General features: G+C 42.4%; 28 protein-coding genes and 2 pseudogenes. 11 read left to right on the top strand and 19 right to left on the bottom strand.

The features are described from left to right. Positions 1–36: 36 nt before the first annotated feature. Entirely contained in the window at positions 37–1,236 is a 1,200-nt protein-coding gene (gene nrnB / locus BV11031_RS07965) for an oligoribonuclease NrnB (protein WP_010330643.1), read from the top strand. A gap of 45 nt (positions 1,237–1,281) precedes the next feature. On the opposite strand, the gene uptA is transcribed toward nrnB, so the two are convergent. The 3 genes and pseudogenes from uptA to BV11031_RS07980 form a co-directional block, all read right to left on the bottom strand. Continuing rightward, positions 1,282–1,878 (bottom strand): undecaprenyl phosphate transporter UptA, encoded by a 597-nt coding sequence (gene uptA / locus BV11031_RS07970; protein ID WP_010330644.1) that lies wholly within the window; start codon positions 1,876–1,878, stop codon positions 1,282–1,284. 72 nt (positions 1,879–1,950) lie between these two features. Continuing rightward, positions 1,951–2,848: pseudogene (gene galU, locus BV11031_RS07975) on the bottom strand (UTP--glucose-1-phosphate uridylyltransferase GalU). A 6-nt stretch (positions 2,849–2,854) separates the two neighbouring features. Continuing rightward, a pseudogene (locus BV11031_RS07980) lies at positions 2,855–3,312 on the bottom strand (GtrA family protein). A gap of 696 nt (positions 3,313–4,008) precedes the next feature. On the opposite strand from BV11031_RS07980, the gene BV11031_RS07985 reads away from it, so the two are divergent. Continuing rightward, positions 4,009–5,550, top strand: a complete 1,542-nt coding sequence (locus BV11031_RS07985) for a glycoside hydrolase family 43 protein (protein ID WP_010330647.1) — start codon at positions 4,009–4,011, stop codon at positions 5,548–5,550. Between the two features lie 69 nt (positions 5,551–5,619). After that, complete coding sequence (gene xynC / locus BV11031_RS07990; protein WP_010330648.1) at positions 5,620–6,891, top strand: glucuronoarabinoxylan endo-1,4-beta-xylanase XynC; 1,272 nt, start codon at positions 5,620–5,622, stop codon at positions 6,889–6,891. 266 nt (positions 6,892–7,157) lie between these two features. Here xynC and BV11031_RS07995 read toward each other — a convergent pair whose 3' ends face one another. The 3 genes from BV11031_RS07995 to BV11031_RS08005 all read right to left on the bottom strand — a co-directional run bounded on the left by BV11031_RS07995 (position 7,158) and on the right by BV11031_RS08005 (position 10,717). Continuing rightward, positions 7,158–7,421, bottom strand: coding sequence for a YnfE family protein (locus tag BV11031_RS07995; RefSeq protein WP_010330649.1), 264 nt, complete (start codon positions 7,419–7,421; stop codon positions 7,158–7,160). Between the two features lie 73 nt (positions 7,422–7,494). Next, the gene (locus BV11031_RS08000; RefSeq protein ID WP_010330650.1) at positions 7,495–8,994 is read right to left on the bottom strand and encodes a cellulase family glycosylhydrolase; all 1,500 of its coding nucleotides are present in this window, start codon (positions 8,992–8,994) and stop codon (positions 7,495–7,497) included. Positions 8,995–9,319: 325 nt separating this feature from the next. Beyond that, positions 9,320–10,717, bottom strand: coding sequence for an alanine/glycine:cation symporter family protein (locus tag BV11031_RS08005; RefSeq protein ID WP_010330651.1), 1,398 nt, complete (start codon positions 10,715–10,717; stop codon positions 9,320–9,322). 482 nt (positions 10,718–11,199) lie between these two features. On the opposite strand from BV11031_RS08005, the gene BV11031_RS08010 reads away from it, so the two are divergent. Further along, on the top strand, positions 11,200–11,553 hold the full coding sequence (locus BV11031_RS08010) for a hypothetical protein (RefSeq protein WP_010330652.1): 354 nt from the start codon (positions 11,200–11,202) through the stop codon (positions 11,551–11,553). Between the two features lie 25 nt (positions 11,554–11,578). Next, positions 11,579–11,704, top strand: coding sequence for a hypothetical protein (locus BV11031_RS23170; protein ID WP_010330653.1), 126 nt, complete (start codon positions 11,579–11,581; stop codon positions 11,702–11,704). A 51-nt stretch (positions 11,705–11,755) separates the two neighbouring features. On the opposite strand, the gene parC is transcribed toward BV11031_RS23170, so the two are convergent. The 3 genes from parC to BV11031_RS08025 all read right to left on the bottom strand — a co-directional run bounded on the left by parC (position 11,756) and on the right by BV11031_RS08025 (position 16,946). Next, positions 11,756–14,173 (bottom strand): DNA topoisomerase IV subunit A, encoded by a 2,418-nt coding sequence (parC, locus tag BV11031_RS08015; protein ID WP_010330654.1) that lies wholly within the window; start codon positions 14,171–14,173, stop codon positions 11,756–11,758. Positions 14,174–14,176: 3 nt separating this feature from the next. Beyond that, entirely contained in the window at positions 14,177–16,144 is a 1,968-nt protein-coding gene (parE, locus tag BV11031_RS08020; RefSeq protein ID WP_121642660.1) for a DNA topoisomerase IV subunit B, read from the bottom strand. Positions 16,145–16,538: 394 nt separating this feature from the next. Further along, positions 16,539–16,946, bottom strand: coding sequence for a CoA-binding protein (locus tag BV11031_RS08025; protein ID WP_010328566.1), 408 nt, complete (start codon positions 16,944–16,946; stop codon positions 16,539–16,541). Between the two features lie 168 nt (positions 16,947–17,114). On the opposite strand from BV11031_RS08025, the gene plsY reads away from it, so the two are divergent. Both plsY and BV11031_RS08035 read left to right on the top strand, forming a co-directional pair. After that, positions 17,115–17,696 (top strand): glycerol-3-phosphate 1-O-acyltransferase PlsY, encoded by a 582-nt coding sequence (gene plsY, locus BV11031_RS08030; protein WP_010328565.1) that lies wholly within the window; start codon positions 17,115–17,117, stop codon positions 17,694–17,696. Between the two features lie 87 nt (positions 17,697–17,783). Beyond that, on the top strand, positions 17,784–18,071 hold the full coding sequence (locus BV11031_RS08035; RefSeq protein WP_010328564.1) for a HesB/YadR/YfhF family protein: 288 nt from the start codon (positions 17,784–17,786) through the stop codon (positions 18,069–18,071). A 13-nt stretch (positions 18,072–18,084) separates the two neighbouring features. Here the strand turns inward: BV11031_RS08035 and BV11031_RS08040 are convergent, their stop codons facing one another. The 7 genes from BV11031_RS08040 to acnA all read right to left on the bottom strand — a co-directional run bounded on the left by BV11031_RS08040 (position 18,085) and on the right by acnA (position 22,934). Further along, a complete protein-coding gene (locus BV11031_RS08040) occupies positions 18,085–18,402 on the bottom strand; it encodes a hypothetical protein (protein ID WP_010328563.1) in 318 nt (105 codons plus the stop codon). Between the two features lie 15 nt (positions 18,403–18,417). Then, the gene (locus BV11031_RS08045) at positions 18,418–18,834 is read right to left on the bottom strand and encodes a YbgC/FadM family acyl-CoA thioesterase (protein WP_010328562.1); all 417 of its coding nucleotides are present in this window, start codon (positions 18,832–18,834) and stop codon (positions 18,418–18,420) included. 83 nt (positions 18,835–18,917) lie between these two features. Next, a complete protein-coding gene (gene tlp / locus BV11031_RS08050) occupies positions 18,918–19,169 on the bottom strand; it encodes a small acid-soluble spore protein Tlp (protein ID WP_010328561.1) in 252 nt (83 codons plus the stop codon). A gap of 35 nt (positions 19,170–19,204) precedes the next feature. Then, entirely contained in the window at positions 19,205–19,351 is a 147-nt protein-coding gene (locus BV11031_RS08055; RefSeq protein ID WP_010328560.1) for an acid-soluble spore protein N, read from the bottom strand. Positions 19,352–19,415: 64 nt separating this feature from the next. After that, positions 19,416–19,541 (bottom strand): FbpB family small basic protein, encoded by a 126-nt coding sequence (locus BV11031_RS08060; RefSeq protein ID WP_003328742.1) that lies wholly within the window; start codon positions 19,539–19,541, stop codon positions 19,416–19,418. Positions 19,542–19,620: 79 nt separating this feature from the next. After that, positions 19,621–20,133, bottom strand: coding sequence for a redoxin domain-containing protein (locus BV11031_RS08065; protein WP_010328559.1), 513 nt, complete (start codon positions 20,131–20,133; stop codon positions 19,621–19,623). Positions 20,134–20,204: 71 nt separating this feature from the next. Next, the gene (gene acnA, locus BV11031_RS08070; protein ID WP_010328558.1) at positions 20,205–22,934 is read right to left on the bottom strand and encodes an aconitate hydratase AcnA; all 2,730 of its coding nucleotides are present in this window, start codon (positions 22,932–22,934) and stop codon (positions 20,205–20,207) included. Between the two features lie 226 nt (positions 22,935–23,160). On the opposite strand from acnA, the gene sspO reads away from it, so the two are divergent. From sspO to BV11031_RS08090, 4 genes are all read left to right on the top strand, one after another. Then, on the top strand, positions 23,161–23,307 hold the full coding sequence (gene sspO / locus BV11031_RS08075) for a small acid-soluble spore protein SspO (protein ID WP_003221239.1): 147 nt from the start codon (positions 23,161–23,163) through the stop codon (positions 23,305–23,307). Between the two features lie 31 nt (positions 23,308–23,338). After that, complete coding sequence (locus BV11031_RS08080) at positions 23,339–23,485, top strand: small acid-soluble spore protein P (RefSeq protein WP_003221237.1); 147 nt, start codon at positions 23,339–23,341, stop codon at positions 23,483–23,485. An 80-nt stretch (positions 23,486–23,565) separates the two neighbouring features. Beyond that, positions 23,566–23,958: an outer spore coat protein CotM gene (cotM, locus tag BV11031_RS08085; protein WP_129551021.1), complete on the top strand. Its 393-nt coding sequence runs from the start codon at positions 23,566–23,568 to the stop codon at positions 23,956–23,958. Between the two features lie 231 nt (positions 23,959–24,189). Next, on the top strand, positions 24,190–24,618 hold the full coding sequence (locus BV11031_RS08090) for a DUF2621 domain-containing protein (RefSeq protein WP_129550719.1): 429 nt from the start codon (positions 24,190–24,192) through the stop codon (positions 24,616–24,618). 29 nt (positions 24,619–24,647) lie between these two features. Here BV11031_RS08090 and BV11031_RS08095 read toward each other — a convergent pair whose 3' ends face one another. From BV11031_RS08095 to ccdA, 3 genes are all read right to left on the bottom strand, one after another. Next, a complete protein-coding gene (locus tag BV11031_RS08095; protein ID WP_082246301.1) occupies positions 24,648–25,139 on the bottom strand; it encodes a CcdC family protein in 492 nt (163 codons plus the stop codon). A gap of 77 nt (positions 25,140–25,216) precedes the next feature. Continuing rightward, positions 25,217–25,579 (bottom strand): response regulator, encoded by a 363-nt coding sequence (locus BV11031_RS08100; RefSeq protein ID WP_010328597.1) that lies wholly within the window; start codon positions 25,577–25,579, stop codon positions 25,217–25,219. An 87-nt stretch (positions 25,580–25,666) separates the two neighbouring features. Beyond that, the gene (gene ccdA / locus BV11031_RS08105) at positions 25,667–26,374 is read right to left on the bottom strand and encodes a cytochrome c-type biogenesis protein CcdA (protein ID WP_010328596.1); all 708 of its coding nucleotides are present in this window, start codon (positions 26,372–26,374) and stop codon (positions 25,667–25,669) included. Between the last annotated feature and the right edge of the window lie 5 nt (positions 26,375–26,379).

The following is a 26,379-nucleotide window of genomic DNA, read 5'->3' on the forward strand; positions in this document are numbered from 1 at the left end:
GCAATTGTCAGTTCATCATAAAAAGGGGCCTACATGATGTATCATTTATATTCACATAACGACTTAGACGGAGTAGGGTGCGGAATCGTAGCAAAATTGGCATTCGCAAAAGATGTTGAGGTCCGGTATAACTCTATCAACGGCTTAAACGCTCAAGTGCAGTACTTTTTAGAAAAAGCGAAAGAGAACAAGAGACAAGACGCATTATTCATCACTGATCTCGCCGTCAACGAAGAAAACGAAGAGAGATTAAATGAGTATGTTCATGCGGGCGGAAAAGTAAAGCTGATTGACCATCATAAAACAGCGCTTCATTTGAATGAGCATGAATGGGGATTTGTCCAAGTGGAATACGATGATGGAAGGCTCTCATCGGCCACATCGCTTTTATATGGCTATCTCGTTGAGAATGGTTTCATGAAACCGACAAATGCCTTAGATCAATTTACAGAGCTCGTCCGCCAATATGATACATGGGAGTGGGAGCGGTATGATCAAAAACAAGCGAAGCGGCTTAATGATCTTTTCTTCCTGCTGTCAATTGATGAATTTGAACAAAAAATGATTGAGCGTCTTTCTGCGCATGATGAATTTTTCTTTGATGATTTCGAAGAGAAACTGCTTGATTTAGAAGATGCAAAAATCGAGCGCTACCTACGCAGGAAGAAAAGGGAAATGGTGCAAACGTTTGTTCACGAACACTGTGTGGGCATCGTTCACGCAGAATCTTATCATTCTGAGCTTGGTAACAGGCTTGGAAAAGAAAATCCGCATCTTGATTACATTGCGATTTTAAGCATGGGATCAAAGCGGGTCAGCCTGCGCACCATCCATGATGACATCGATGTGTCAGAAATCGCCGGCCGATACGGAGGCGGCGGGCATGCTAAGGCGTCCGGCTGTTCCATCACCGATGAAGTATACGAATTGTTCGTTGCTGAAGCATTCCGAATCGATCCTGTCCGACCAGATGCTTTCCGTAATATCTATAATCTAAAGGGATCGGCGAACGGATCACTGTATGAAAATCGCGCACAAATGAGACTTTTTCTGTTTCCTTTAGACAACGAGTGGAATATCCAGATTAACGGGGAAACACAGGAAGAAACATTCGCATCTTTTGAAGAAGCAGAATGGTTTATCAAAAGAAATTATGCGGCATCACTCGTGCGTGATGAAGGATTTGTCGCATTTTTAGCGGAGCATTTGAAGCTGGCAAATCAGCATCGCCGATAAAAAAATATGCATAGGGAATCAACCATCCCTATGCATATCAGCTAGCTATCGTTTAAAGATAACTGCACGTTTTTTAATCACAAAGTAAAGGGCAATCACGACAATAGCCAGTATCATAATCGGCGTTGTATAAGTGCCCGCAATGTTCTCAACGTCATCCCACTGGCTTCCGAGCTGAATGCCTAAATAAACAAACAGAATAGACCACGGAATGATCGCAAGTACAGTCAATACGACAAATTTGAGAAACGGCATTTTCGCAATGCCTGCGGGAATGGATATCGCATGTCTGACAACTGGGATAAAACGTGCCGAGAAGACAACCCCCGTGCCGTATTTTTGAAACCAGTTTTCTGACATGTCAATATGATGCTTTTTAATCAATAGGTACTTCCCGTATTTGTCCAAAAACGGTCTGCCGCCATAGCGCCCGATCCAATAAATAAAGATTTGGGCAATGGTGCCGCCGATAACACCCGCAATAATGGCGCCAATAAATCCAATCGTGCCCTCCGATACCATGTAGCCGCCATAGGCCAATACAATTTCACTCGGAATGATTTCAATCATTAAGCCAATCGCAATGCCCGCATATCCCATATTCGTCAGCCATGCTAACATTTCGCTTATCAAACTGCCCACATTCTTCACAACCTGTCCTAATCTTTTTCACTATTATATGACTGATGAACGAATAAGATGGTTACATTTTTTTTAACGCAGCATGTCTTTCGTTTCCCGTTTGATCACATCTTCTAAATAAGCCAAAAGTTGAGATCGCATATCGGGGCGCATTAAACCGATTTCAGTGCTCGCTTTAAAACAGCCCAGCTTATCGCCAATGTCATATCGATTTCCTTCCAGCCAGCAGCCGGGCATGGATCGGCTGCTTACAGCAAACCTCACGAAGCGCATCTGTAAGCTGAATTTCATTTCCCACGCCTCTGCCAATTGACTTCAAAACGGGGAAGATTGATGAATTCAGCACATAACGTCCCATTACGGCGATTTCGGAAGGCGCTTCATCAAGTGAAGGCTTTTCTACTACATCCTTGACCTCATACACATGCCCATGAGTTCCAGATGTATTTATAATACCATATTTGCTGACATCCTCAGGGAGAACCGACTGGACACCGATAACTTCTGTGCCGTAAGCATTGTATACATCCATTAGTTGCCGAAGAGCTGTTTTTTCAGACACCATAATATCATCGCCTAAGAGAACGGCAAAAGGCTCATCGCCGATAAAATGCTCCGCACCCAGCACCGCATGGCCTAATCCGAGCTGTTCTTTCTGGCGGATGTAATGAATGTTGGCCAAATCGGCAATCTGCTGCATTTCTTTAAGCGTCTCCGTCTTGCCTTTTTCCCGCAGATTGAATTCCAAATCCGCCGACCGGTCAAAATGATCTTCAATCGAGCGTTTGTTTCTCCCTGTAATAATCAGTATGTCTTCAATTCCTGATTCTACGGCCTCTTCAACAATGTATTGGATTGCTGGTTTATCGACGATCGGGAGCATTTCTTTCGGCTGCGCCTTTGTCGCCGGCAGAAATCTTGTTCCTAAACCCGCTGCGGGAATGACCGCTTTTCTCACTTTTTTTCTCATTCATCTTCACTCCTGATCCTGTATGTTTTTCAGCGAATCTCCAAATACCCAGATTCGGTTTCCGATAAAATTCACCATCATTCCGCCGATAGTGGCGGCGAGCTTACTCACCAAAAGCGTACAACCGCCTTTTTGAAACAAATAAAGCAGCAAAAAGGTGATCCCCGACGCGGCGATATTCATCATGAGAAAGCGCACGATCTCTTTCCCGCCGGCCTTACGTTTTACACGAAACGTCCAACTCCGGTTCCACACATAGCTGTTGATGATACCTGCAGAATAGGAGCAGATCTGCGCCGGCAGATAAGGGACATGACAAGCGGTGAGAAGAAAGAAGACACCAAAATCTATCAGCGTATTGCCGACGCCCACGGTGCAAAAACGGCCTAATGTCTTTATTTTTTCTTTCAGCATAACGGCACCCGGCTTTACCTCCCTTCACAAAAGATGCGGATGGCTGTCATATTTGTTGATATGGAGTACTCTACCGGACAGTGTTGAATAAACAATTACTAAAATATGAACAAAACATGAAAAAGCAAGCATACCGCTCAATAGTTCTTATACTCTTTTAAAAACAGATGCATTGAACGGCTGTTTTTTTGGTGCCTGCCTGTTATATAAGGGGGAGAAAATAGAAGAGTTCCGAAGGGGGGAGGGCGGAATGATAAGAAGTGTCTGACAAAGAAGAAAACAATGTTAACAACATCAGGAGAAAAAGCAGCCGGAATTCGTTTCAAGCCTTGATTCCCTATCAGCAGAGATGTCTATTACGTCAATAGCTCTAAAACAACGAAAATCAAGGGAACGGCGTCGGTAACAGCCGTCTATGTCAGCCCCATCTTATCAATGAATAAATGTATCCAGTTCCTTTGTAGAACCGAACACGAATTCCTCCAAAAGTATTCTATACACAATATTTTTCATGATGTAGGATGTTAGATAAAGGGATATTTTGGATAAATATGCATCTCTATTCAACGGAAGTAGAGGGGGCTCATGAACAATCCTGCCATTTTATTTTCTGGACAATGGTCGCTAGGCATGGGGGAAATTTTCTAGATTGATCATGTAGAAATAAGCGGTGCGATCTTCATGACCTGTTGTTAGCAAATTCCAAAAGAACTCCCCATTTTAAGGAAAAAGGAGGATGTGAAGTGATGTTTAAAAAGTGTAGCGTATGCTTATGGGTTCTTGCTTTACTATTGTGCTGCTTCTCTGCGAAGTCTGCGTATGCTGCCACCAGTACTACAATTGCAAAACATATAGGGAATTCAAACCCGCTGATCGATCATCATTTGGGAGCAGATCCGGTTGCGCTGACCTATAACGGAAGAGTCTACATTTATATGTCAAGTGATGACTATGAATATAATAGCAACGGAACGATTAAAGATAATTCATTTGCCAATTTGAATAAAGTATTCGTCATATCTTCAGCGGATATGGTGAACTGGACAGACCACGGAGCCATTCCGGTAGCAGGTGCCAATGGAGCTAATGGAGGCCGTGGAATTGCAAAATGGGCAGGTGCGTCCTGGGCCCCGTCAATCGCAGTTAAAAAAATCAATGGCAAGGATAAATTCTTTCTCTATTTCGCAAACAGCGGCGGAGGTATCGGCCTTCTCACCGCAGACAGCCCGATTGGTCCATGGACCGACCCAATCGGAAAAGCGCTCGTCACGCCAAGTACACCAGGAATGGCTGGTGTTGTATGGCTTTTTGATCCGGCAGCATTTGTAGATGATGATGGCACAGGTTACCTGTATGCCGGAGGAGGCGTTCCTGGCGGTTCAAATCCAACACAGGGACAATGGGCCAATCCTAAAACGGCAAGAGTCATAAAATTGGGGCCTGATATGACGAGTGTTGAGGGAAGTGCATCTACAATTGATGCGCCTTTCATGTTTGAAGATTCGGGATTGCACAAGTATAACGGAACATATTACTATTCCTATTGCATCAATTTCGGCGGCACACACCCGGCCGATAAACCCCCAGGTGAAATCGGCTACATGACCAGTTCAAATCCCATGGGTCCCTTTACATATAGAGGGCACTTCCTGAAAAATCCGGGTGCATTTTTCGGAGGTGGCGGAAACAACCATCATGCTGTTTTCAAATTTAAAAATGAGTGGTATGTAGTGTACCATACTCAAACTGTCAGTTCCGCTTTGTTCGGAGCTGGCAAAGGATACCGTTCTCCCCATATTAATAAGCTGGTGCATCATGCAGATGGCTCCATTCAAGAGGTTGCGGCAAATTATGCAGGTGTAACACAGCTTTCCAATTTGAATCCATATAACAGGGTAGAAGCTGAAACGTTTGCCTGGAACGGACGCATTTTGACCGAGGAATCATCTGCACCCGGCGGGCCGGTCAATAATCAACATGTCACAAGCATTCATAACGGAGACTGGATTGCTGTAGGAAATGCAGATTTCGGGGCGGGCGGTGCCAAGACGTTTAAAGCACATGTAGCATCGGCTATAAGCGGGAAAATAGAAGTGCGTCTCGATAGTCCAAACGGTAAGCTTGCAGGAACCCTGAATGTACCTTCAACAGGTGGAGTGCAAACCTGGAGAGAAATAGAAACTGCGGTAAGCGGCGCAACCGGTGTGCACAACGTTTTCTTTGTATTTACCGGAACTGGTTCAGGAAATTTGTTTAATTTTGATTACTGGCAGTTTACGCAAAGGTAGGAGAAAACCTTTCATTTGCAATATAAAAAGAGACAGTACCGTAAAAACCATATAAGGGAGAGGGGAAAAATGGTTTCATGCGTAAAAAAAACAATTTGTGTATTAATGGTATGTTTCACTGCGCTGTCAGTCATGTTTACCGGGCCAGGCGCTACTGAAGTTTTGGCAGCAAGTGATATAACAGTTAATGTATCTGCTGAAAAACAAGTGATTCGCGGTTTTGGAGGAATGAACCACCCAGCTTGGATTGGAGATTTGACAGCAGCTCAAAGAGAAACCGCTTTTGGAAATGGGCAAAATCAGTTAGGTTTTTCAATGTTAAGAATTCATGTGGACGAAAATAGAAATAATTGGTACAAAGAAGTAGAGACGGCAAAAAGTGCGATCAAACATGGGGCGATCGTTTTTGCTTCCCCCTGGAATCCGCCAAGCGATATGGTTGAAACCTTCAATCGTAATGGTGACACATCCGCTAAACGGCTGAGATACGATAAATACGCCGCATACGCGCAGCATCTTAACGATTTTGTTACCTACATGAAGAATCATGGCGTGAATCTTTATGCGATTTCTGTTCAAAACGAGCCTGATTACGCACACGAATGGACATGGTGGACGCCACAAGAAATACTTCGTTTCATGAGAGAAAATGCCGGTTCTATTAACGCACGTGTCATTGCACCAGAATCATTTCAATACTTTAAAAATATATCGGACCCGATTTTGAACGATCCGCAGCCGCTTAGGAACATGGATATTCTCGGCACTCACCTGTACGGTACTCAGGTCAGTCAGTTTCCTTATCCTCTTTTCAAACAAAAAGGAGCAGGGAAAGAGCTATGGATGACAGAAGTATACTACCCGAACAGTGACAATAACTCTGCGGATCGCTGGCCCGAGGCATTAGGCGTTTCAGAGCATATTCACCATTCAATGGTAGAGGGAGATTTTCAAGCTTATGTTTGGTGGTACATCCGCAGATCATACGGTCCTATGAAAGAAGACGGTACAATCAGCAAACGCGGTTACAACATGGCTCATTTCTCGAAGTTTGTGCGTCCCGGCTATGTAAGGGTTGATGCAACGAAAAATCCTAATCCGAACGTTTACGTATCAGCTTATAAAGGTGACAACAAGGTTGTGATTGTTGCCATTAACAAAAGCAACACAGGGGTCAACCAAAACTTTGTTTTGCAGAATGGATCTGCTTCCCGCGTATCTAGATGGATCACGAGCAGCAACAGCAATCTTCAACCTGGAACGAATCTTAATGTAACGGGCAATCATTTTTGGGCGCATCTTCCAGCTCAAAGTGTGACAACATTTGTCGTAAATCGTTAAAGGCACCTAAGGCAAGCGTACCGCGTTGAAATTGAGCGATTTTTCCGATCGGAAAAATCGCTTTTTTGTCTGAAGCACGCCGCATAAAGGCTGAATGGTCAAAAGGGAAGATGACAAATGATGTGTACTGAATGATGTCGTTCGATTTCTTAGTTTACATAATATATATTCTAGGAAGTAAATGAAATTAATAAATTCCTGTCTCAATATCAAAGTATACTTAAGTTAGTGAGACAGAAATGAGAATTTTACTGCTGGAGGTTTAATCAAAAAAATGGCGTAGTCAATTCATCATAAACTGCTTCTAAATCTTCGAGCGTCAAATCGCCATATGCACATTTGATAACTGAGTCAGCAAATACATCGTAGTCATAATCCGTAGAAAAACGTTGCTGCAGCTTTGTTTCGTAAGATTCGAGCTGTTCTTTTTGATGTTGAATATCTGTTTCCTTCTCTGGATAGTCCGGACCATTTATCGCATTATTTATTTTTTTGAATAGCATCATATATTGCTTCAGTGTTTCATCCACAACCTAAACCTCCTTGTTTTCCTTTTGAGATGATGAAAACGGACATCATTGCTGATGCCCGCCAAAAGCTAAACTATTTGGGTTCTGTTCCCCAAATCAGTTTTCCGTGATTATATAATGTGATTTTTTTCGTTGGTTTAAACGTATTTGTTTGGAAAAAGGAATAATCCCCGCCTTGCGCATAATTGCTCCAGTCATCATTGTGAAGACGAATCTGAATCTCCCCTGTGCTTGCTCCCGGTGACAGCGTTCCGTTTTTAAACCCTACTTGCAGATAGGTATCTGCGCCTTTCTTAGGTTTATGTAGCGCCGTAAACTTGTGGGTCACATTTTCGCATCCGATCTGCGCGTAGTCACAGTCAAAGTTTTGGCCTTTGTTTTTCGCGTTATACCAGTAACGCACAGTGACATCTTGTAAATCAACCGCAGTGTTGCCATTATTTTTGATGTGAAGCTGCGGGCGGATTTGGTTGCCATTCACACTTCCATCCCCTGCTCTGTATTGCACAGAGAGGCTCTTTTCCTGTAACGGTTGATCTTGAATCGGCGTTTCAGGTCTGTCCTTCACCGAATCTTTGCTGCCGAGAATATTTTCTCTTACAAATGTTCCTGAAGCGGATAAATCTGACAACGGCCAGCCGCCTGTTTTAGATGCTCCCGGCTTTAATGCTGAAGATGATTCCTGCTTATCAGAAAGATTCCAGTTGACCCAGCTGATGTACTTGCTGTCGAGATAATTCAGCCATTCCCGGGACTGGTCTAGAAATACTCCGCCATTTCCCGAAGCATCGCTTGTCCCCCATTCCGTTACAAAAATAGGCGCTCCTTTGCTGAGGGCATAGTTTGCTTTATCACGTAAAAACTGGCCGTGTGTGCCGGCATAAAAATGAAGTGCGTACATGGTATTCTGATCCGCAAGCTGATCATCGGCAGCATCATTCACATCCTGGCTCCATGTACCTGTTCCGACAATGATGATGTTATCGGGATCGTTTTTACGGATGACGGAAATGACTTCTTCCGCATACGGTTTAATATCACGCTTCCAGTTCACATCGCCGTTTGGTTCGTTCGCAATTTCATAAATGACGTTTGGTGTGTTTCCATAAAGGCTTGACATTTCATTAAAGAATTCTTTTGCTTTCTCTTTATTTTGATTTGGGTTGCCGTCATTTAAGATATGCCAGTCAATGATGACATATATCCCAAGCTCTTTTGCCGCTTCAACCGCTTCTTTCACTTTGTTTTTCACAGACGGATTATCGATATAGCCGCCGTCTGCCGTATACATCGCCGCTCGGAAAACCGTAATGCCCCAATCGTCCCTCAGCCATTTTAAGCTGTCTTTATTGACAAAATCGCCAAACCATTGCAATCCGTGTGAACTGATCCCCTTCAGCTGCACCGTTTTGCCGTCTTGATTGACTAGCTGCGTGCCTTTTATGCTTAGCTGGCCATTGATTGATACTGGCGTTTTTGCCCCTGCGGCAGATGCTTTTGGAGCTGTTAAGCCGCCTGTTGCTAGTAATGTAATAAATAAACATACAATGAAGATAGAGACTGAACGTTTCATATCAGACATTTTTTCCTCCTTCAATCGTTATGTAAAAACAATGCCTAGTATCTTACCGCTCTCCTCCCTTCGCTTTTGTACCACGGACTCATTGTAAAAAGCTTTCTCATGTTTGTCTATCAACCTAATTTCTTGTTTTTAGCCAGCTTAAAAGCCTGTCTATTTGCTCTTTTCGAGTTATGTCAGATACTGCTGACACATGAGGGAACAAAGATAAAAGCATATAATCAGGACTTTACACATGATTATTTTATCAAATCAAAATATTCCGCTTCTTTCAGGCAAATAAAAAGCTGCATTCATTGAAGTGAATGCAGCTTTGTTTTTATGCTTCTTGTCTCTCATCTTCCCATGTTTCAGCGTTTTTCAGACCTGGGATGTTCTTCGATTTGAATACAGGATCAAGTCCTTGTTTACGCTGACTCGCATAATCTTTATACACTTTATAAGCTACGTTGGACAAGAGCGTAATCACAACTAAGTTAATCAGCGCCATAATTCCCATAAAGAGATCCGCCATGTCCCACACAATCTGGAACCCTGCTACACACCCAAAGACAACCATTGCAACAACCGCGATACGGTAAATGTTCAGCCATGTTTTGCTTGTTTTAATAAATTCAATATTTGTCTCACCATAATAGTAGTTTCCGACAACTGAACTAAAGGCGAACAAGAACATTGCGATGGCTATGAAACTAGGAGCCCAGCCTCCAATATGGTGGCTCAGAGCAGCCTGTGTAACCTGGATGCCGTCACCCTTTGGTGTTACACTGTACAGTAAAATGATAAACGCAGTAGACGTACATACGATAAATGTATCGAAAAACACGCCTAATGTCTGAATAAAGCCTTGTTTTGCCGGATGCGAAACATGAGCTGTCGCAGCAGCATTTGGCGCGCTACCCATTCCTGCTTCGTTAGAGAAAAGTCCGCGCTGTGCACCAATGACGATGATAGCTCCCAGTCCTCCGCCGACAACTTGATCAATTCCTAAAGCGTTTTTAACAATAATCGCAATAACACTTGGGAATGCAGAAATATTTGCAAATACAACATATAGCGCAATTAAAATATAAAGTCCAGCCATGACCGGAACAATCAATTGTGTCACAGCGACAACACGTTTTAAACCGCCAAAAATAATAAAGGCTGTTAAAACAGCAAGAACAATGGCGACAACAGTTTTATTCACATGAAAAGCGCCTTCTAACGCTCCTGCAATTGTATTGGATTGAACAGCGTTAAAAATTAATCCGAATGATACGGTAATTAAGACAGCGAATACGATCCCAAGCCATCTGACTCCAAGGCCTTTTTGAATATAGTAGGCCGGACCGCCGCGGAAATCGTCTCCGTCCTTCACTTTATAAAGCTGTGCCAACGTACTCTCAACGAAGCTTGAAGCCATGCCTACAGCAGCTACAACCCACATCCAAAAGACAGCCCCTGGGCCGCCCGTCGCAATGGCTAAGGCTACACCTGTCAAATTCCCTGTACCGACTCGGGATGCCGCCGAGATAAAAAACGCCTGCATAGATGAGACGCCTTTATTTCCATCAGGCTTCTCTCCTACTATTCTGAACATTTCAATAAAGTAACGGAATTGGATAAAACCAAAACGAAGTGTGAAAAATAACCCAAGCCCTACTAAAATATAAAACAAATATTTCCAAATAAAAGCACTTGGAATATTGATTAAGCTATAGAATAAAGACTCCATATTGCCCTCCCGTTTCATCAATTCTTAGTAAATTCAATTTTGATGTTAGATTTTTTAACATGCTGAGTCTTATTATATCACAATATGTCGAATTAGGAAGTTTTTTCGCGAAGATTATTGTCTAGATTGATACTTACTCCTTCGTTCCGCCTTTCTATTATTTTCCTATAAATAAAAAATTTAAGATAAACTTGCATGGAAAAAGTGTTCTCTATTAAAAAGTAAGAATGTTATCTTGGCACTTTTATAAATAAAGTGATAAATCCTAAACACCGAACATATCATTTAAAATGTGTTTTTATTCACATCTCAGAGCGGGTATACATACACTAATAAAAGCAATTTCTCTTTCAAAAGTAAGCAAAAAGATATATACTTAACAAAGTGAAATTTATTTTTAAATTTAAAAAATCAGGTTTACTTTCAGATTGGATTAGGGTATTATTATAAGAATATTCAGTATATTAAAGGGGGGAGATCATTTGAAAAAAGTAACGATACTGAAAGCGTCCATCTTATTCTTGGCGATTGCCAGTTTTCATTTGTTCTCAATTCCCCACGCCTTTGATATCGGCCATCATTATAAAGCTGTAGCCGACCAGCAGGAAATGCATGAGATGAAAACCGGCCAAAATGCTGATGATGAGAAGAAATCCATCACAGGAGCAATTGCGCTTATCGCTTTATGGGCAATGGCTGTTCTGCTTCTGACCGCTGAAAGCAAAGATACGGGTGACTCCCGCAGGCGCCAGCGGAAAAAAAGCTTTATCCTGGCTAAATTTTATCAATCATCTTATTTCGGCAAACTTCATGTTCAACATCACCCGATTATATAACGAAAATATGAGGAGGCTGTTAAACATGTTGTTTATCTTAAGAATGGTGATTTTAGGCTTATTTTCTTTCACAGCGCTGAATTTATTTGTATGGCAAGGAATTGAATTTATTCATGCCTTTACAGATCTTTTCACAAGCCATGAAAGCTGATTGAAAACAAACGAAACCCGCTCGCATCATGTGAGCGGGTTTTTTGATGATTTATTCTGTTTGAAGGCGCCAAACAGCTGTGACCCTGCCTGATTCCTCTTCATCAATAAAGAAAGAGCCATTGCTGTATCTGTCGTTTGTCCGCAAGTCTTTTGCCTGAAGTTCCTTTCTGTCGCCTTTTTCCGTTTCCGCCATCAGCCGCTGATTCAAACCACAAGTGAATACTGATACGACACGGTGAGGGTTCTTCTTCAATTCCCTCAGCATCACAACACCGCGTTTTGCACGGGACGTTTTTTCAAACTCGGCAAGACTCATGCGTTTGACCGCTCCCCGTTGTGTGAACAATACGATGGAATCAGATTCCTGAAGGATCTCTCCGGAAACCACAAAGTCATCTTCTTTTAAGTTAATCCCTTTGACACCTGCCGCACGCGCGCCAACTACATTTACTTCATCTTCTCCAAACCATAGGCCGTACCCAAGCTGAGTGGCTATAAAGATCTGGCTTTCCCCATTTGTCACATGTACATTGATCAGTTCATCTTCACCCTTCAGATTTAACGCCACAAGCGCTTTAGAATAACGCTGTGCTTTATAATGGGTGAGTTCTGTCTTCTTCACCATGCCGTTTTTCGTAAAGAACAAAAGATACGCCGATGGATCAAATTCTTTTATCGGTATTGCTTTTACAATCGTTTCATCACCATCAATGCTAATCACATTTGAAAAATGCTGGCCCATGTCCTTCCATCTGATATCAGGCAGCTGGTGAACCGGACAGTAGATATAGCTGCCTTTGTTCGTAAAGAGCAGCAGTACATCCGTCGTATTCATTTCGAACTGATGCAGTATCCTATCCGTATCCTTCATTCCAAAATCCTGGCCATTGGAAGCGGCAAATGAGCGCTGACTCGTCCGTTTTAAGTACCCATCCTTCGTAACGGTCACATATACATCTTCAGACGCAACCATGACTTCAAGGTTAATTTTAATTTCCTCAATTTTCTCTTCAATCACAGAGCGCCGTGTGTCTGCATATTTCTTTTTCAGTGCTTTTAAGCTGTTTGTGATCACTTTTAAGAGCTTTTTATCATTGCTCAGAATGGATTCGAGCTCTTCAATTTTTTTATCTAGCTCTTCCGCCTCTTCCTTTAGCGCTGTGATATCTGTATTGGTTAAACGATACAACTGCAATGACACGATCGCTTCAGCCTGAGACTCTGTAAATTCATATTTCTCTATCAAATTGTTTTTAGCGTCACGTTTGTCGCTTGAAGAGCGGATTGTTGCAATGACCTCATCCAAAATGGATAATGCTTTCATAAGCCCTTCTACAATATGATGTCTGTCTTTTGCTTTTTGAAGCTCATAAACGGACCGGTTTGTAACAACTTCCTTTTGGTGGCCAATATATGCATCCAAAATAGCAGGCAGAGTCATCAGCATGGGACGGCGGTTATGAATGGCCACCATATTAAAGTTATAAGTGATCTGTAAATCGGTATTTTTATATAAGAAATTTAAAATGCCCTTGGCATCCGCTTCTTTTTTCAGTTCAATAACCACTCTCAGCCCTGTTCGGTCTGTTTCATCGCGAACCTCTGAAATGCCCTCAACCTTTTTATCAATGCGGAACTCGTCCATTTTCTTCACAAGGTTCGCTTTGTTTACTTCATATGGAATCTCGGTAATGATAATTTGTTCACGTCCGCCTCTGATTCCTTCTATTTCAGCTTTACCGCGGATAATGATTTTTCCTTTTCCGGTTTCGTAAGCTTTTCTTATTCCGTCAACACCTTGAATAATACCGCCTGTCGGAAAATCAGGCCCTTTTATGACTTCCATGAGTTCATCAACAGAACAAGATGGCATTTGGATGCGTTTTATAACAGCATCAATGACTTCTCCGAGATGATGAGGAGGAATGTCGGTCGCATATCCCGCTGAAATCCCGGTAGATCCGTTGACCAATAGGTTAGGAAACATCGCTGGAAGTACGACAGGCTCCTTGCTTGTATCATCGAAGTTCGGGACGAACTCAACCGTATTTTTGTCAATATCCCGAAGAAGCTCAGATGCTATCGGAGATAATCGTGCCTCTGTATAACGCATGGCTGCCGGGGGATCTCCGTCGATGCTTCCGTTGTTTCCATGCATTTCGATTAACACATTTCGCACTTTCCAATCCTGGCTCATCCGCACCATTGCTTCATAAACCGAACTGTCACCGTGCGGATGATAGTTACCGATGACGTTACCGACCGTTTTGGCCGCTTTTCTGAAGTTTTTATCAAACGTGTTTCCATCCGTATGCATCGCATACAAAATTCTGCGCTGTACCGGCTTTAAGCCATCTCTCGCATCCGGAAGCGCCCTGTCTTGAATAATATATTTACTATAGCGCCCAAACCGGTCGCCGATCACCTCTTCTAATGGTAAATCATGAAATAATTCTGGCTGTGACAATCATTAAACCTCCTCAGCGACCGATAAATTTTCATTTTCTAAAATATTGCTTTCTTCATCTAAGCCGAAAGCGACGTTTTTCTCAATCCACTTTCTGCGCGGTTCCACTTTGTCTCCCATTAACGTCGTCACACGTCTCTCTACGCGCGCCGCATCGTCGATTTTAACCCTTACAAGCGTGCGGGACTCAGGATTCATCGTCGTCTCCCACAGCTGGTCTGCGTTCATCTCTCCAAGACCCTTGTATCGCTGAATGGTATAGCCTTTGCCGACTTTTTTCAGGACATCATCCATCTCTTCATCAGACCATGCGTATTCAATGATTTCCTTTTTCCCGCTTCCTTTGCTGACCTTATATAAAGGAGGCAGCGCAATGAACACCTTGCCATGCTCAATAAGCGGCTTCATATAGCGATAGAAAAAGGTGAGAAGCAGCACTTGAATATGAGCGCCATCCGTATCAGCATCGGTCATAATGATGATTTTGTCGTAGTTGATGTCATCGATTGAGAAATCCGCTCCGACTCCGCCGCCGATCGCATGAATGATCGTATTGATCTCTTCATTTTTAAATATATCAGCAAGTTTTGCTTTTTCCGTATTAATGACTTTACCGCGCAAAGGCAGAACCGCTTGAAATCTGCGGTCTCTCCCCTGTTTGGCTGATCCGCCTGCAGAATCTCCCTCAACGAGATACAATTCATTTTTTGCCGGGTTTCTCGAACCAGCAGGCGTCAGCTTTCCGCTTAATGTCGCTTCAGACTTTTTGCGCTTTTTGCCGCTTCTTGCTTCTTCACGGGCTTTGCGTGCCGCTTCGCGTGCCTGGCTCGCTTTGATGGCTTTTTTAACAAGGAGTGTTGCGGTATCCCGATTTTCCTCTAAAAAGTAAGCAAGCTGCTCTGAAACAATCGCATCAACCGCTGACCTCGCTTCACTTGTACCTAGCTTTCCTTTTGTTTGACCTTCAAATTGAAGAAGCTCTTCGGGAATGCGGACAGAGATAATGGCTGAAAGCCCTTCCCTTATATCCGTTCCTTCAAGGTTCTTATCCTTTTCTTTCAGCAAAGCCACTTTTCTCGCATATTCATTAAATGCACGTGTCATCGCTGTTTTTGCACCAGACTCATGAGTACCGCCGTCTTTTGTTCTCACGTTGTTTACAAATGACAAGATGTTTTCAGAATAACCGTCATTAAACTGGAACGCAAAGTCGACTTCTATTGAATGATGTTCTCCCTCAAAAGAAACCACTTCAGACAAGGCGTCTTTTTCTTCATTTAAGTAAGCGACAAACGCTTCTATGCCGTTTTCGTAATAAAAGACCTCATGCTGGTCATTGCGCTCGTCAATCAGCTCAATCTTTAATCCTTTTAACAAAAACGCAGATTCTCTTAAGCGCTCAGAAAGCGTTTCAAAATTATAAGTTGTTGCACTGAACATCGTTGGATCTGGCTTAAAGTGCGTAAGCGTTCCTGTCTTTTTTGTTTTGCCGATTTTTTCGAGAGATGTAACCGGTTTTCCTCCATTTTCAAACCGCTGCTGATAAATGAAACCGTCCCGCTCAATGGTTACCGTCAGCCATTCAGATAAAGCGTTTACGACTGATGCACCAACTCCGTGCAGCCCTCCGCTCGTCTTATAGCCGCCTTGGCCAAATTTTCCTCCGGCATGAAGCACCGTTAAAATCACTTCAGGGGTTGGTTTGCCGAGCTTATGCATTCCAGTTGGCATGCCGCGGCCTCTATCCTGTACAGAAATACTGTTGTCTTTATGTATTTTGACGATGATGTGATCTCCATGGCCCGCAAGCACCTCGTCGACAGAGTTATCTACGATTTCATAAACCAAGTGGTGCAAGCCCCGCGCGTCAGTAGAACCAATATACATACCCGGCCTTTTCCTGACGGCCTCAAGGCCTTCGAGCACCTGTATGGCATCTTCGTTGTAATCAAATTGCTGTTTTCTAGCCAAACGTACAAACCCCTTTCAAAAACTACATTGTCTTTCTCTTTTTTTCAGTGTTGCGCATCAATTGTATAAAATATGTTTTATAAACCTCGCCTTAAGCCGGTACTGCTTGGACTCCTCATTATAACCAATATGTTTGCGATCGCAACATAAAGCCAACGAATCAGTTTGCAAAACATCGGTAAGTGCTGTTTTCACACCATGAGAACGTATGTTTGTTTATTATATATAAAGCAGCAGACCTTCGCAAATCGAACGGCCGAAACCCAGTTAGACAAGGTATTCAAAAAAAGCTGTTCAAGCTTTATTGTATCTGTTTCATCGCAATACGCAAACAATATCTTAAAATTAAAAAGCAAAAATCCTTGAATTCACAAGGATTTTTGCAGTTCTGCACCTATTTTGTTACTGCGTGCGCCACTTTTATGCACAGATCCATGATAACGGTTCTGTCTTTTTCCTTTAGCATCTTGTAAGCTTCATCGTTGACCAGCCCTTGCTGTGCCCAAAATACCGGAGCATCTGTCTCCAAAAACTCTTCCGCAACGCCTGGCAGCTGTTCTGAGCGCCGGAATACATTGACGATGTCAACGGGACCGTCAATCTCTTTTAAAGAAGAAACGGCTTTGACACCGAGCGCCTCATCAATTGTCGGGTTGACAGGAATGATGTCATAACCCGCATCCTGCATCGCTTTTGAAACCATATGAGACGTTCTATCCGGCCGGTCTGAAAGCCCGACTACCGCTATTCGCTTGCTTCTGTCAAGAATCTCTTTTATTTCCGCTTTGGTAGGGTTTTGCATCCTGTACCACTCCTTTTTTATCTATTTTACACGATCAAAATGAAAGAAATCAAAAGATGATGCATGTTTGTGTGGATTTGTAAGCAAACTTTACAAAAAACTTGTCATCAGATCATGACATCTCGTGTTAAAATAAAAAGAAGGGACTTTGAAAAAGGAGAAATGTAGATGTTAATTGCTTTATTGATTATTTTGGCCTACCTGATAGGCAGCATTCCATCTGGCTTAATTGTGGGCAAGCTTGCCAAGGGAATCGATATTCGGGAGCACGGCAGCGGCAACCTAGGCGCAACCAACGCATTCCGTACACTGGGCGTAAAAGCTGGTTCCGTCGTCATCGCCGGAGATATTTTAAAAGGGACGCTGGCAACTGCATTGCCTCATCTCATGCATGTTGATATTCATCCGCTTCTTGCAGGAGTGTTTGCAGTTTTAGGCCATGTGTTTCCTATCTTCGCCAAATTTAAAGGCGGCAAAGCCGTGGCAACGTCCGGAGGCGTTTTGCTATTTTACGCACCTTTGTTATTTATTACGATGGTCGCGGTATTTTTCATCTTTTTATACTTGACTAAATTTGTTTCCCTGTCATCGATGTTAACAGGGATCTATACTGTGATATATAGTCTCTTTGTCCATGACAAGTATTTATTGATTGTTGTTACCCTGCTCACTATTTTTGTGATATACAGACACCGGGCGAACATTAAACGAATTATCAATAAAACAGAACCTAAAGTAAAGTGGTTATAAACGTAAAAACCTTCTCTTTTGACACAGAATAGCCTAATACGTTTATAATAGAGAAAATTCAAATGAAGAACAAAGGGGTGTTCTGTTATGAATATGACAATTAAAGAAGACGCACTGAACTGGTATAAAGAAGAGCTTGATTTAGAAAGCGGAGACCAGGTTCGCTTTTTCGTCCGCTACGGCGGCTGCAGCAATGTACAAAAGGGATTTTCCCTCGGTGTGGCGAAAGATGCCCCACAAGAGGCTGGAGCCACTGCAGAAGCCGGCGGCATTACCTTCTTTATTGAAGAGAGTGATCTATGGTACTTCGATAACCACGACCTTCTAGTCAGCTACTCAGAGGACGCTGACGAACCGGTTTTTGAATACCAATAAAAAGGAACGCACATCACGTGCGTTCCTTTTTATATATATGAAATCTTTTAAGATGATCGGTCAGGTTCTCTTGTTCCAAGATATACTTCTGTGTTTCACCCAGCAAATCAAAGTGAGGAAATTCACTTTTTTTATGTATCCATTCTTTTTTTAAACCGTACGCCGCTCCCCATTGAATCAGCTTATCAATATCTGCACAGCCTGCTTTTGTCACAGTCTTTGCTTCCGGAAACCGGTCATCCAGCCAGTAATGTGTTAAAAATGCGATGTCTCCTCTTTTCACTGCTTGTTTCCACCGGTTGAGTTCCTCCCGCTTCACACCAAACGCCATTTTTCGTTCACTTCCCTATTTTCTGGCCTTTTCATATGCTGCGTGCCAATCAGGGAAAGCTTTACGAAACTGAATAGGCTTAAAGCTTTCTTTATCCACACAAATATGAGATGAGGTGGCTTCTATAGAAAGCTCACCGGCCGGATTATAAATATGATAACCATAGACGGTTTTAAACCCGTTGTATTCCTCTATCCATGTATGCACAACCGCGGTTTCTCCGTAATGAAGCGGCTTTTTATAGGAAATATTGATATCAACGACTGGTGAGAGGACGCCTCTCTTTTCCATATCACTGTACAAAAAGCCTAAATCTTTAATGAGAGCCGTTCTGCCGACCTCCATCCACACAAGATAATTTGCGTGATAGACAATCCCCATTTGATCTGTTTCTGCATAACGCACTTCTATTTCTTTTTTTGATACCTGCAAGATTACTCTGCTCCCTTAACGTCAATTTAGCCTCATTTTACCATAATCAAATCAGAAAGAAAAAAACCAGGTTTCCCTGGTTTTTATGAACGGTATCCGTTTTGTCTCGCTGCGGATTCGTCTTGAATTTCATTGCGAAACGCTTCAATGCTCTGTTCGCGTCTAGCGTTTTTTTCTTTGATGTGCTGCTTGTCTTCTCCTGAAGCAAATTCCATTGATGCTTCTGCTTCTTCCATGTTTTCGATTGTATTTTGAACCATATCCTGCAGTTTTTCTACATTATCAGAACGATCATCAGGATTAGGGTGCTGATATTGATTTTGGTTTTTTGTCATGTGGATGAACCTCCTAAATATATACTCGATTCGCGCTACTCGCCTTTTGTCTGCATGATGATCGGCTGCTGTCCGGACTTATCCTGCATTTTTTCCCCTTTATTGGCTCTATATTTTACAGGCTTCGTACCCAAGTGGCTTGGAGCAAATTGAGGCTGACCGTTTTTCTTGTTGTTTCCCATGTTTATCCCTCCTCAATAGATAGGATTCTCAAAAGGAGGGGTAAACATGAATACAATTTAAAGGTTATTTTTGCTTAAATCGCTGTTCAAGCTTTTCCTCAAGCTGATGTAAATACTCTGTATTGGTCATCAGCTCTTTTTTGTTTTCCATGACGAGCTCATGAAACGAACGCTTTCTCATCTTCTTCACTCTTCTCACCTCCGCATATTCATTTATTTTTTCCAATTCTGAAAACTTGTAAGCATGCCTGAACATAAAAAAACTGAATCTAATCAAGATCCAGTTTTTGTTTCATTTCTTTTTTTGTCATGGTGCCGATATGGATGTCTTGAATCATGCCATTTTCATCTAAGATATATGTTGTTGGGTATGACATCACGTTATAGTCAGCATTGATCCCTTTTTTATCAATCAGAATAGGAAATGTTAATTCATACGTATCAGCAAATGCCTGAACCTGTTTCACGCTTTTCTCAGCTGAAGTGAAATTAACCGCAACAACCGATAGTTCGTCAGCGTGTTCTTTTTGCAGCTGTTCCATCGCTGGCATTTCCTGACGGCAAGGTTTACACCAAGTTGCCCAAAAATTAAGGAGGACTTTTTTGCCTTTTGTGTCTTGTAAAGAGCTTCTCTCTCCTGATAACGTTTTCAAAGAAAAATTGGGTGCTTGCTGTCCCTCTTCAATTCCGACTTCTTTTTTGCTGTATGTTTGATACAAATTCCATCCCGTATAACCGGCAAGCATAATGAGCAAGATCCCTGCGAGCCATTTTTTCATCATATGCCACCTCCGCAGCACACTTTGTCATAAAAAGAAGAGAAAGCGACATGCCTTCTCTTCCTATCAATTCATTAGGACTGTTTCATTTTTTCACGAAGCACCATTTGCAGGATGCCGCCATGGCGATAGTAATCAATTTCAACTTCACTATCAAAGCGGACAAGCGCTTCAAATGTTTTTACATTTCCAGCTTCATCAATCGCTCTTACCGTAACGATATCACGAGGACGTACGCTTTCATCAACATCTACCTCGATCACTTCTTTACCGGTTAAGCCGAGAGTTTCCGCATTTTCACCTTGCTTAAACTGAAGCGGCAGCACACCCATGAATACGAGATTGCTTCTGTGAATTCTTTCAAAGCTCTCAGCAATGACCGTTCTGATGCCGAGAAGATTTGTTCCTTTTGCCGCCCAGTCACGCGAAGATCCCATACCGTAGTCTTTTCCAGCTAATACGACAAGACCGGTTTTATCTTCTTTGTATCTCATGCACGCATCATAGATTGATGTTACTTCACCAGTCGGCCAGTACGTTGTAAATCCGCCTTCGGTACCCGGCGCGATTTGGTTTTTGATGCGGATGTTGGCAAATGTTCCTCTCATCATGACTTCATGGTTTCCGCGGCGGGAGCCGTAGGAGTTAAAGTCACGAGGAGAAACCCCTTTCTCTTGCAAGTACTTACCGGCAGGCGTGTCTTTTCCGATTGCCCCCGCAGGAGAAATATGGTCCGTTGTGACGGAATCGCCAAATTTACCGACAACACGCATACCTTTCAATGGTTCAACCTTGCCTGGTTCAACAGACATTTCTTCGAAGAATGGCGGGTTCTGAATGTATGTTGACTCATTATCCCATTTATATAACGCTTCATCTGTCGTTTCAATCTCATTCCAGCGCTTGTTGTCGTCAAATACCGTTTCATACTCTTTGCGGAAGAGCTCAGGTGTCACAGTTTGCTTAACAAGTGAATTAATTTCGTCCATTGACGGCCAAATATCGTTAAAGTATACGTTTTGACCATCTTTGCCCACACCGATCGGATCGGTTTTCAGGTTAATATTCACCGTTCCAGCCAGCGCGTATGCCACAACAAGCGGCGGAGAAGCAAGATAGTTGCCTTTAACAAGCGGGTGAATACGTCCTTCAAAGTTACGGTTTCCGGATAGGACCGATGTAATCAGAAGATCGTTTTTCGCAACCGCTTCTTCGATTTCTGGTGAAAGCGGACCTGAGTTTCCGATACATGTTGTACATCCGTACCCAACCAGATTAAAACCAAGCTCTTTCATGTATGGAAGAAGGCCTGAATTCACAAGATATCCTGTAACGACTTTAGAACCCGGTGCAAGTGACGTTTTCACGTAATTAGGTACCTTAAGCCCTAATTCAACCGCTTTTTTCGCCACAAGTCCAGCTCCGATCAGAACGTACGGGTTTGATGTATTCGTACAGCTTGTAATTGCGGCAATGGCAATCGCACCCGTTTTCATCACTGTTTCTTCGCCGTTAAGGAGTTTAAACTGAATTTCTTTGTCTTCTTCTTCAGCTTGTAAACCGAATCCTTGGTTACCCGCAGGGCTGACCAAATGTTTTTTGAACGTTTCCTGCATAGCAGAAAGCGGGATTAAATCCTGAGGGCGCTTTGGACCTGATAAGTTTGCTTCAATTTGAGACAGGTCAATTTCAACCACATCAGTAAATTGAGGTTCTTCGGCATCTGGAGTGTAGAACAAGCCATTGCTTCTGCAGTATGCTTCGACGACATCAATATGTTCAGGATCGCGGCCTGTCAGGCGCATGTAGTTGAGCGCTTCTTCATCCACTGGGAAGAATCCGCATGTCGCCCCGTACTCCGGAGCCATGTTCGCAATTGTTGCACGGTCTGCAAGCGGCAATTCAGCAACTCCCGGTCCGAAGAATTCAACAAACTTGCCGACAACGCCTTTTTCACGCAGCACCTGTGTCACTTTTAACGCCAAGTCAGTAGCTGTTGTTCCGTTCGGAAGCTTTCCGACAAGTTTCGCGCCGATTACCTCAGGAACAGGGAAGTAAGAAGGCTGTCCAAGCATTCCCGCTTCAGCCTCAATTCCGCCGACACCCCATCCGAGAACACCGATACCGTTAATCATTGTTGTATGTGAATCTGTTCCGACAAGTGTATCAGGATACGTGACAAGCTCGCCGTCTTCTTCAATGGCATGGACGACACTTGCCAGGAACTCAAGGTTTACCTGGTGGACGATACCTGTTGCAGGCGGCACTGCCTGATAATTATTAAACGCTTTCTTCGCCCAGCTCAAAAATTTGTAGCGCTCTGCATTTCTTTCGAATTCCAAGTCCATGTTAATCGCTAACGCATCTTCCGTGCCGGCTTTATCAACCTGTACAGAGTGGTCGATAACAAGATCAACAGGAATTTCAGGATTGATTTTATCAGGATCTCCCCCGACGGCTGCCATCGCTTTACGCAGTGAAGCTAGGTCTACTACTGCCGGAACCCCTGTAAAGTCTTGTAAAATAACACGAGATGGTTTAAACGGAACGTCGATTTCCTTTAATTCGGCAGTTCCCCATTTTGCCAAATTTTCCACATGTTCTTTTTTGATCACGAATCCGTCAACTTGACGCAAAACAGATTCTAAAAGAACTTTGATGGAATAAGGAAGCTTCGAAACCTTCCCGACCCCTGCATCTTCCAGTGCTTTTAAAGAGTAATAATGATATGTTTTCCCATTTGTAGTAAACGTTTTTCTCGCTTGGAAAACGTCTTTTGCCGCAGTTTTTTGCTCGTTTGCCATTCTCCAAAATCCCCCTTCAGATCAGATCATTCTCAGATGAACGTAAATTCCATCACAATTTTCTCACAATTTCATATTAAAACAAAATCATACATAAGTAAATATCAATGTTTTTATTAAATACAATAAGTTGGCCTTATCGGCCAAATGTACCGGTAATTATTGCTGTTTATGATCTCTCATAGAACGCAACAAAAGAAGCCATATTATGACGGAGGTGATAATGGTGGTCAAAAGAAAAGCGAATCACGTCATTAACGGAATGAATGACGCTAAAAGCCAAGGCAAAGGCGCCGGCTACGTCGAAAACGACCAGCTTGTACTGACTGAAGCGGAACGCCAAAATAATAAGAAAAGAAAAACCAATCAATAACAACGAACTCTTTTCAGGAGGTTCTCATTTTATGACCAATAAAAATACTAGTAAAGATATGCATAAGAACGCCCCTAAAGGACACAATCCAGGCCAGCCGGAGCCGCTTAGCGGAAGCAAAAAAGTGAAGAACCGGAACCATACCAGACAGAAGCACAATTCAAGCCACGATATGTAAAAAAAGCAGACCTCAGTGTCTGTTTTTTTATGTGTTCACCCATTTCTGATCCGCCGCATATGATGGAAAGCAAGGTTGATATGTGGAGGAATGCTTCCATGACCCATTCGAAACGTAATGACGCTAATGATTTCGATAGTATGGATGAATGGCTTCGGCTATTCTTTGAAGACCCCTTCGCCTGGTACGACGAAACATTGCCTATTGATTTATATGAAACAAGTCAGCAATATATTATTGAAGCGGATTTGACTTTCTTGCAGCCAACACAAGTAACCATTACCTTGTCTGGATGCGAGTTCATCTTAAAGGTTAAATCGTCAGGACAGACCTTTGAAAAACAAATGGTGCTTCCTTTTTATCTAAATGACAAAACCATTCAAACTGAATGCGAAAACCAAATACTCACAGTTGCCGTTAATAAAGAAACAGAAAAGGATTCTTCTTTTTCTCTTCAATTTCCTCTTAGCTAACATAAAAAGTCACTTTCATCCCCTATTATGAAAGTGACTTTTTTCCGTCCGTTTATCGTCAAATACCCTCTAGTGCCTCTCCCATGGCCAAATAGCAGATTCACTATACAATAGAGTATGATCTACTATCTCTTTTGACTAGACGTCTATCACTTTTTTCTATTCTTTTTTTCCTGTGTTCTTCTAATCTCTCTTCGTATACAATATGGTTAGAATAAGGGGGTATGATTGATGCTGGAAGGCTGGTTTTTGTGGTTTATTCTGTTTTGGGTGATCGCGATGGTTGTCTTATTATCAATCGGCGGCTTTTTTATGTTTCGAAAGTTTTTAAAGCGTTTGCCAAAAGAAGACGGCAGGTCAGAGCTCGATTGGCAGGATTACTATATCGAAAAGAGCAGGCACCTGTGGAGCAATGAAAACAAACAATTTCTTAATGAATTGGTTTCTCCGGTTCCGGAGCTGTTCAGAGATGCAGCAAAAGCCAAAATCGCGGGTAAAATCGGTGAGCTTGCATTAAAAGAAAAGGCAGCAAAGATTGATCAGCAGCTTATGATCAGAGGCTATATTCTCGCAACTCCTAAAAGAGACCATACCTTCTTAAAAAGGCATCTGAGAGACAAAAAAATCGATCTCGAACCATATCAAGCTCTTCTTAAATAAAAACCTTTCCTGACAAGAGGAAAGGTTTTTTAATTCATTTGAATATTAGCTGACTGCAGCTCATTATGAAGTTTTCGGTATGACAAGTACATGGCGATTCTCCACGGCACAATCATACCGAAAGCCAGAATCCAGAACATTCCGCTCAGGGCGCCGTAATCAATTGATGTGCTCAAGATCGACTTCATCACGATTCTGATCACCAAAAGGCCGACCAATATAAATACAAATGCTTTCGAGCGTTTCATGTAAATTTCATTATTTTTAATTTCAAATTTAGACGTTTTAATGAGAAAAATAGAGAAAATCACGCCTAAAGTGATTGATTCTAAAAACTCTGCTCCAGTTACCCAAAATACCGGAAATAAAAACATTAACGCCCCCGTGCTCATAAAAATCGGCGGAAGAATGATCTTTTTCGGCGATACGGGCTTATCAGAAGACTTTATTCTGACCACCATCACAGCTACAGCCATTAACACAGCAAGAATCGATGAAACTATAATCATCATATTTATCATTCCTTTATTTCTAGGAGTGTTGATACTATATACTATACTCCAAAACAATATAAAAAACCATTTGAAAAGAAATGACGTTAATGTCCCATAACGCGGCTGACAGCTTCTAGCACTTTTGTTTCCTCGAACGGCTTGACAATAAAATCTTTTGCCCCTAGTTCAATCGCTTCCGTTACAATTCTTTGTTGGCGCATAGCGGTGCACATGATAACCTTCGCTTTAGGATCGAAGGTTAAGATATCACGAAGCGACTTAATGCCATTTTTCACTGGCATTGTAACATCCATTGTCACGATGTCCGGCCGCAGTGTTTTATACAGGTTCGCTGCTTGCTCGCCGTCCGCCGCTTCACCTGCGATTATGTAATTTGCCTCCTCCAAGATCTCTCTGAGTTTCACTCTCATGAACTTGGCGTCGTCTACAACTAAAACTCTTGTCATATTCCCCTCCAAAACTTGATTTCCACAGATAATAGTCTTATTGTACCAAAAACAACAGCATGAGTAGTAGTGCGAAAGTAATTTATCTCAAAAACCAGTAAATCCTCCAAATAGATCCGACAGCAAAATAATGATCAGGCTCATCCAATTAAAGAATAATAGCACCCCGATCACAATCATCAAAACGCCTCCTGCTTTCATGATCAAAAGCTGGTTCTTTCTTATCCATTTCAGCTTTGTGATAAAAAAAGACATTAAAAGAAACGGAAGAGCAAAACCGAGTACATATAACATCATGTACGGCACCGCTGAGTCTGGATTTGTGTTTGCAAGCGTGATAACAGCCGCTAATATCGGACCGGTACATGGCGTCCATCCCGCCGCAAATGCCATTCCGATTAAGATGGAACCTAAAAAGCCGCCTGGCTTATGCTTAAAATGGATTCGCCTCTCTTTCATCATCGCCTCAGGCCGGAACACGCCAAGTGTAATGAAACCGAACAAAATAATAAGCAATGCGCCAATTTGCCGAATCGCATCGTGATAATCCCTAAACAGGCTGCCAATAAAAGATGTTCCATAGCCTAAAGCAATAAAAATGACTGAAAAACCAAGCAAAAAACACAAAGTATGAAACAAGCTTCTTCTCTGCAGCAGCAGCTTTTCTGTTTTCACATCATCCATGCTGACCCCTGTAATATATGACAAGAAAGCCGGGTAAAGCGGCAGGCAGCAAGGCGAAATAAAAGATAAAAATCCCGCTCCGAATGTCAAAAAATAATTCACGTCTCCCATGTCAT

Origin of the sequence: Bacillus vallismortis, assembly GCF_004116955.1 — a bacterium.
In the GTDB taxonomy this organism is placed as follows: domain Bacteria; phylum Bacillota; class Bacilli; order Bacillales; family Bacillaceae; genus Bacillus; species Bacillus vallismortis.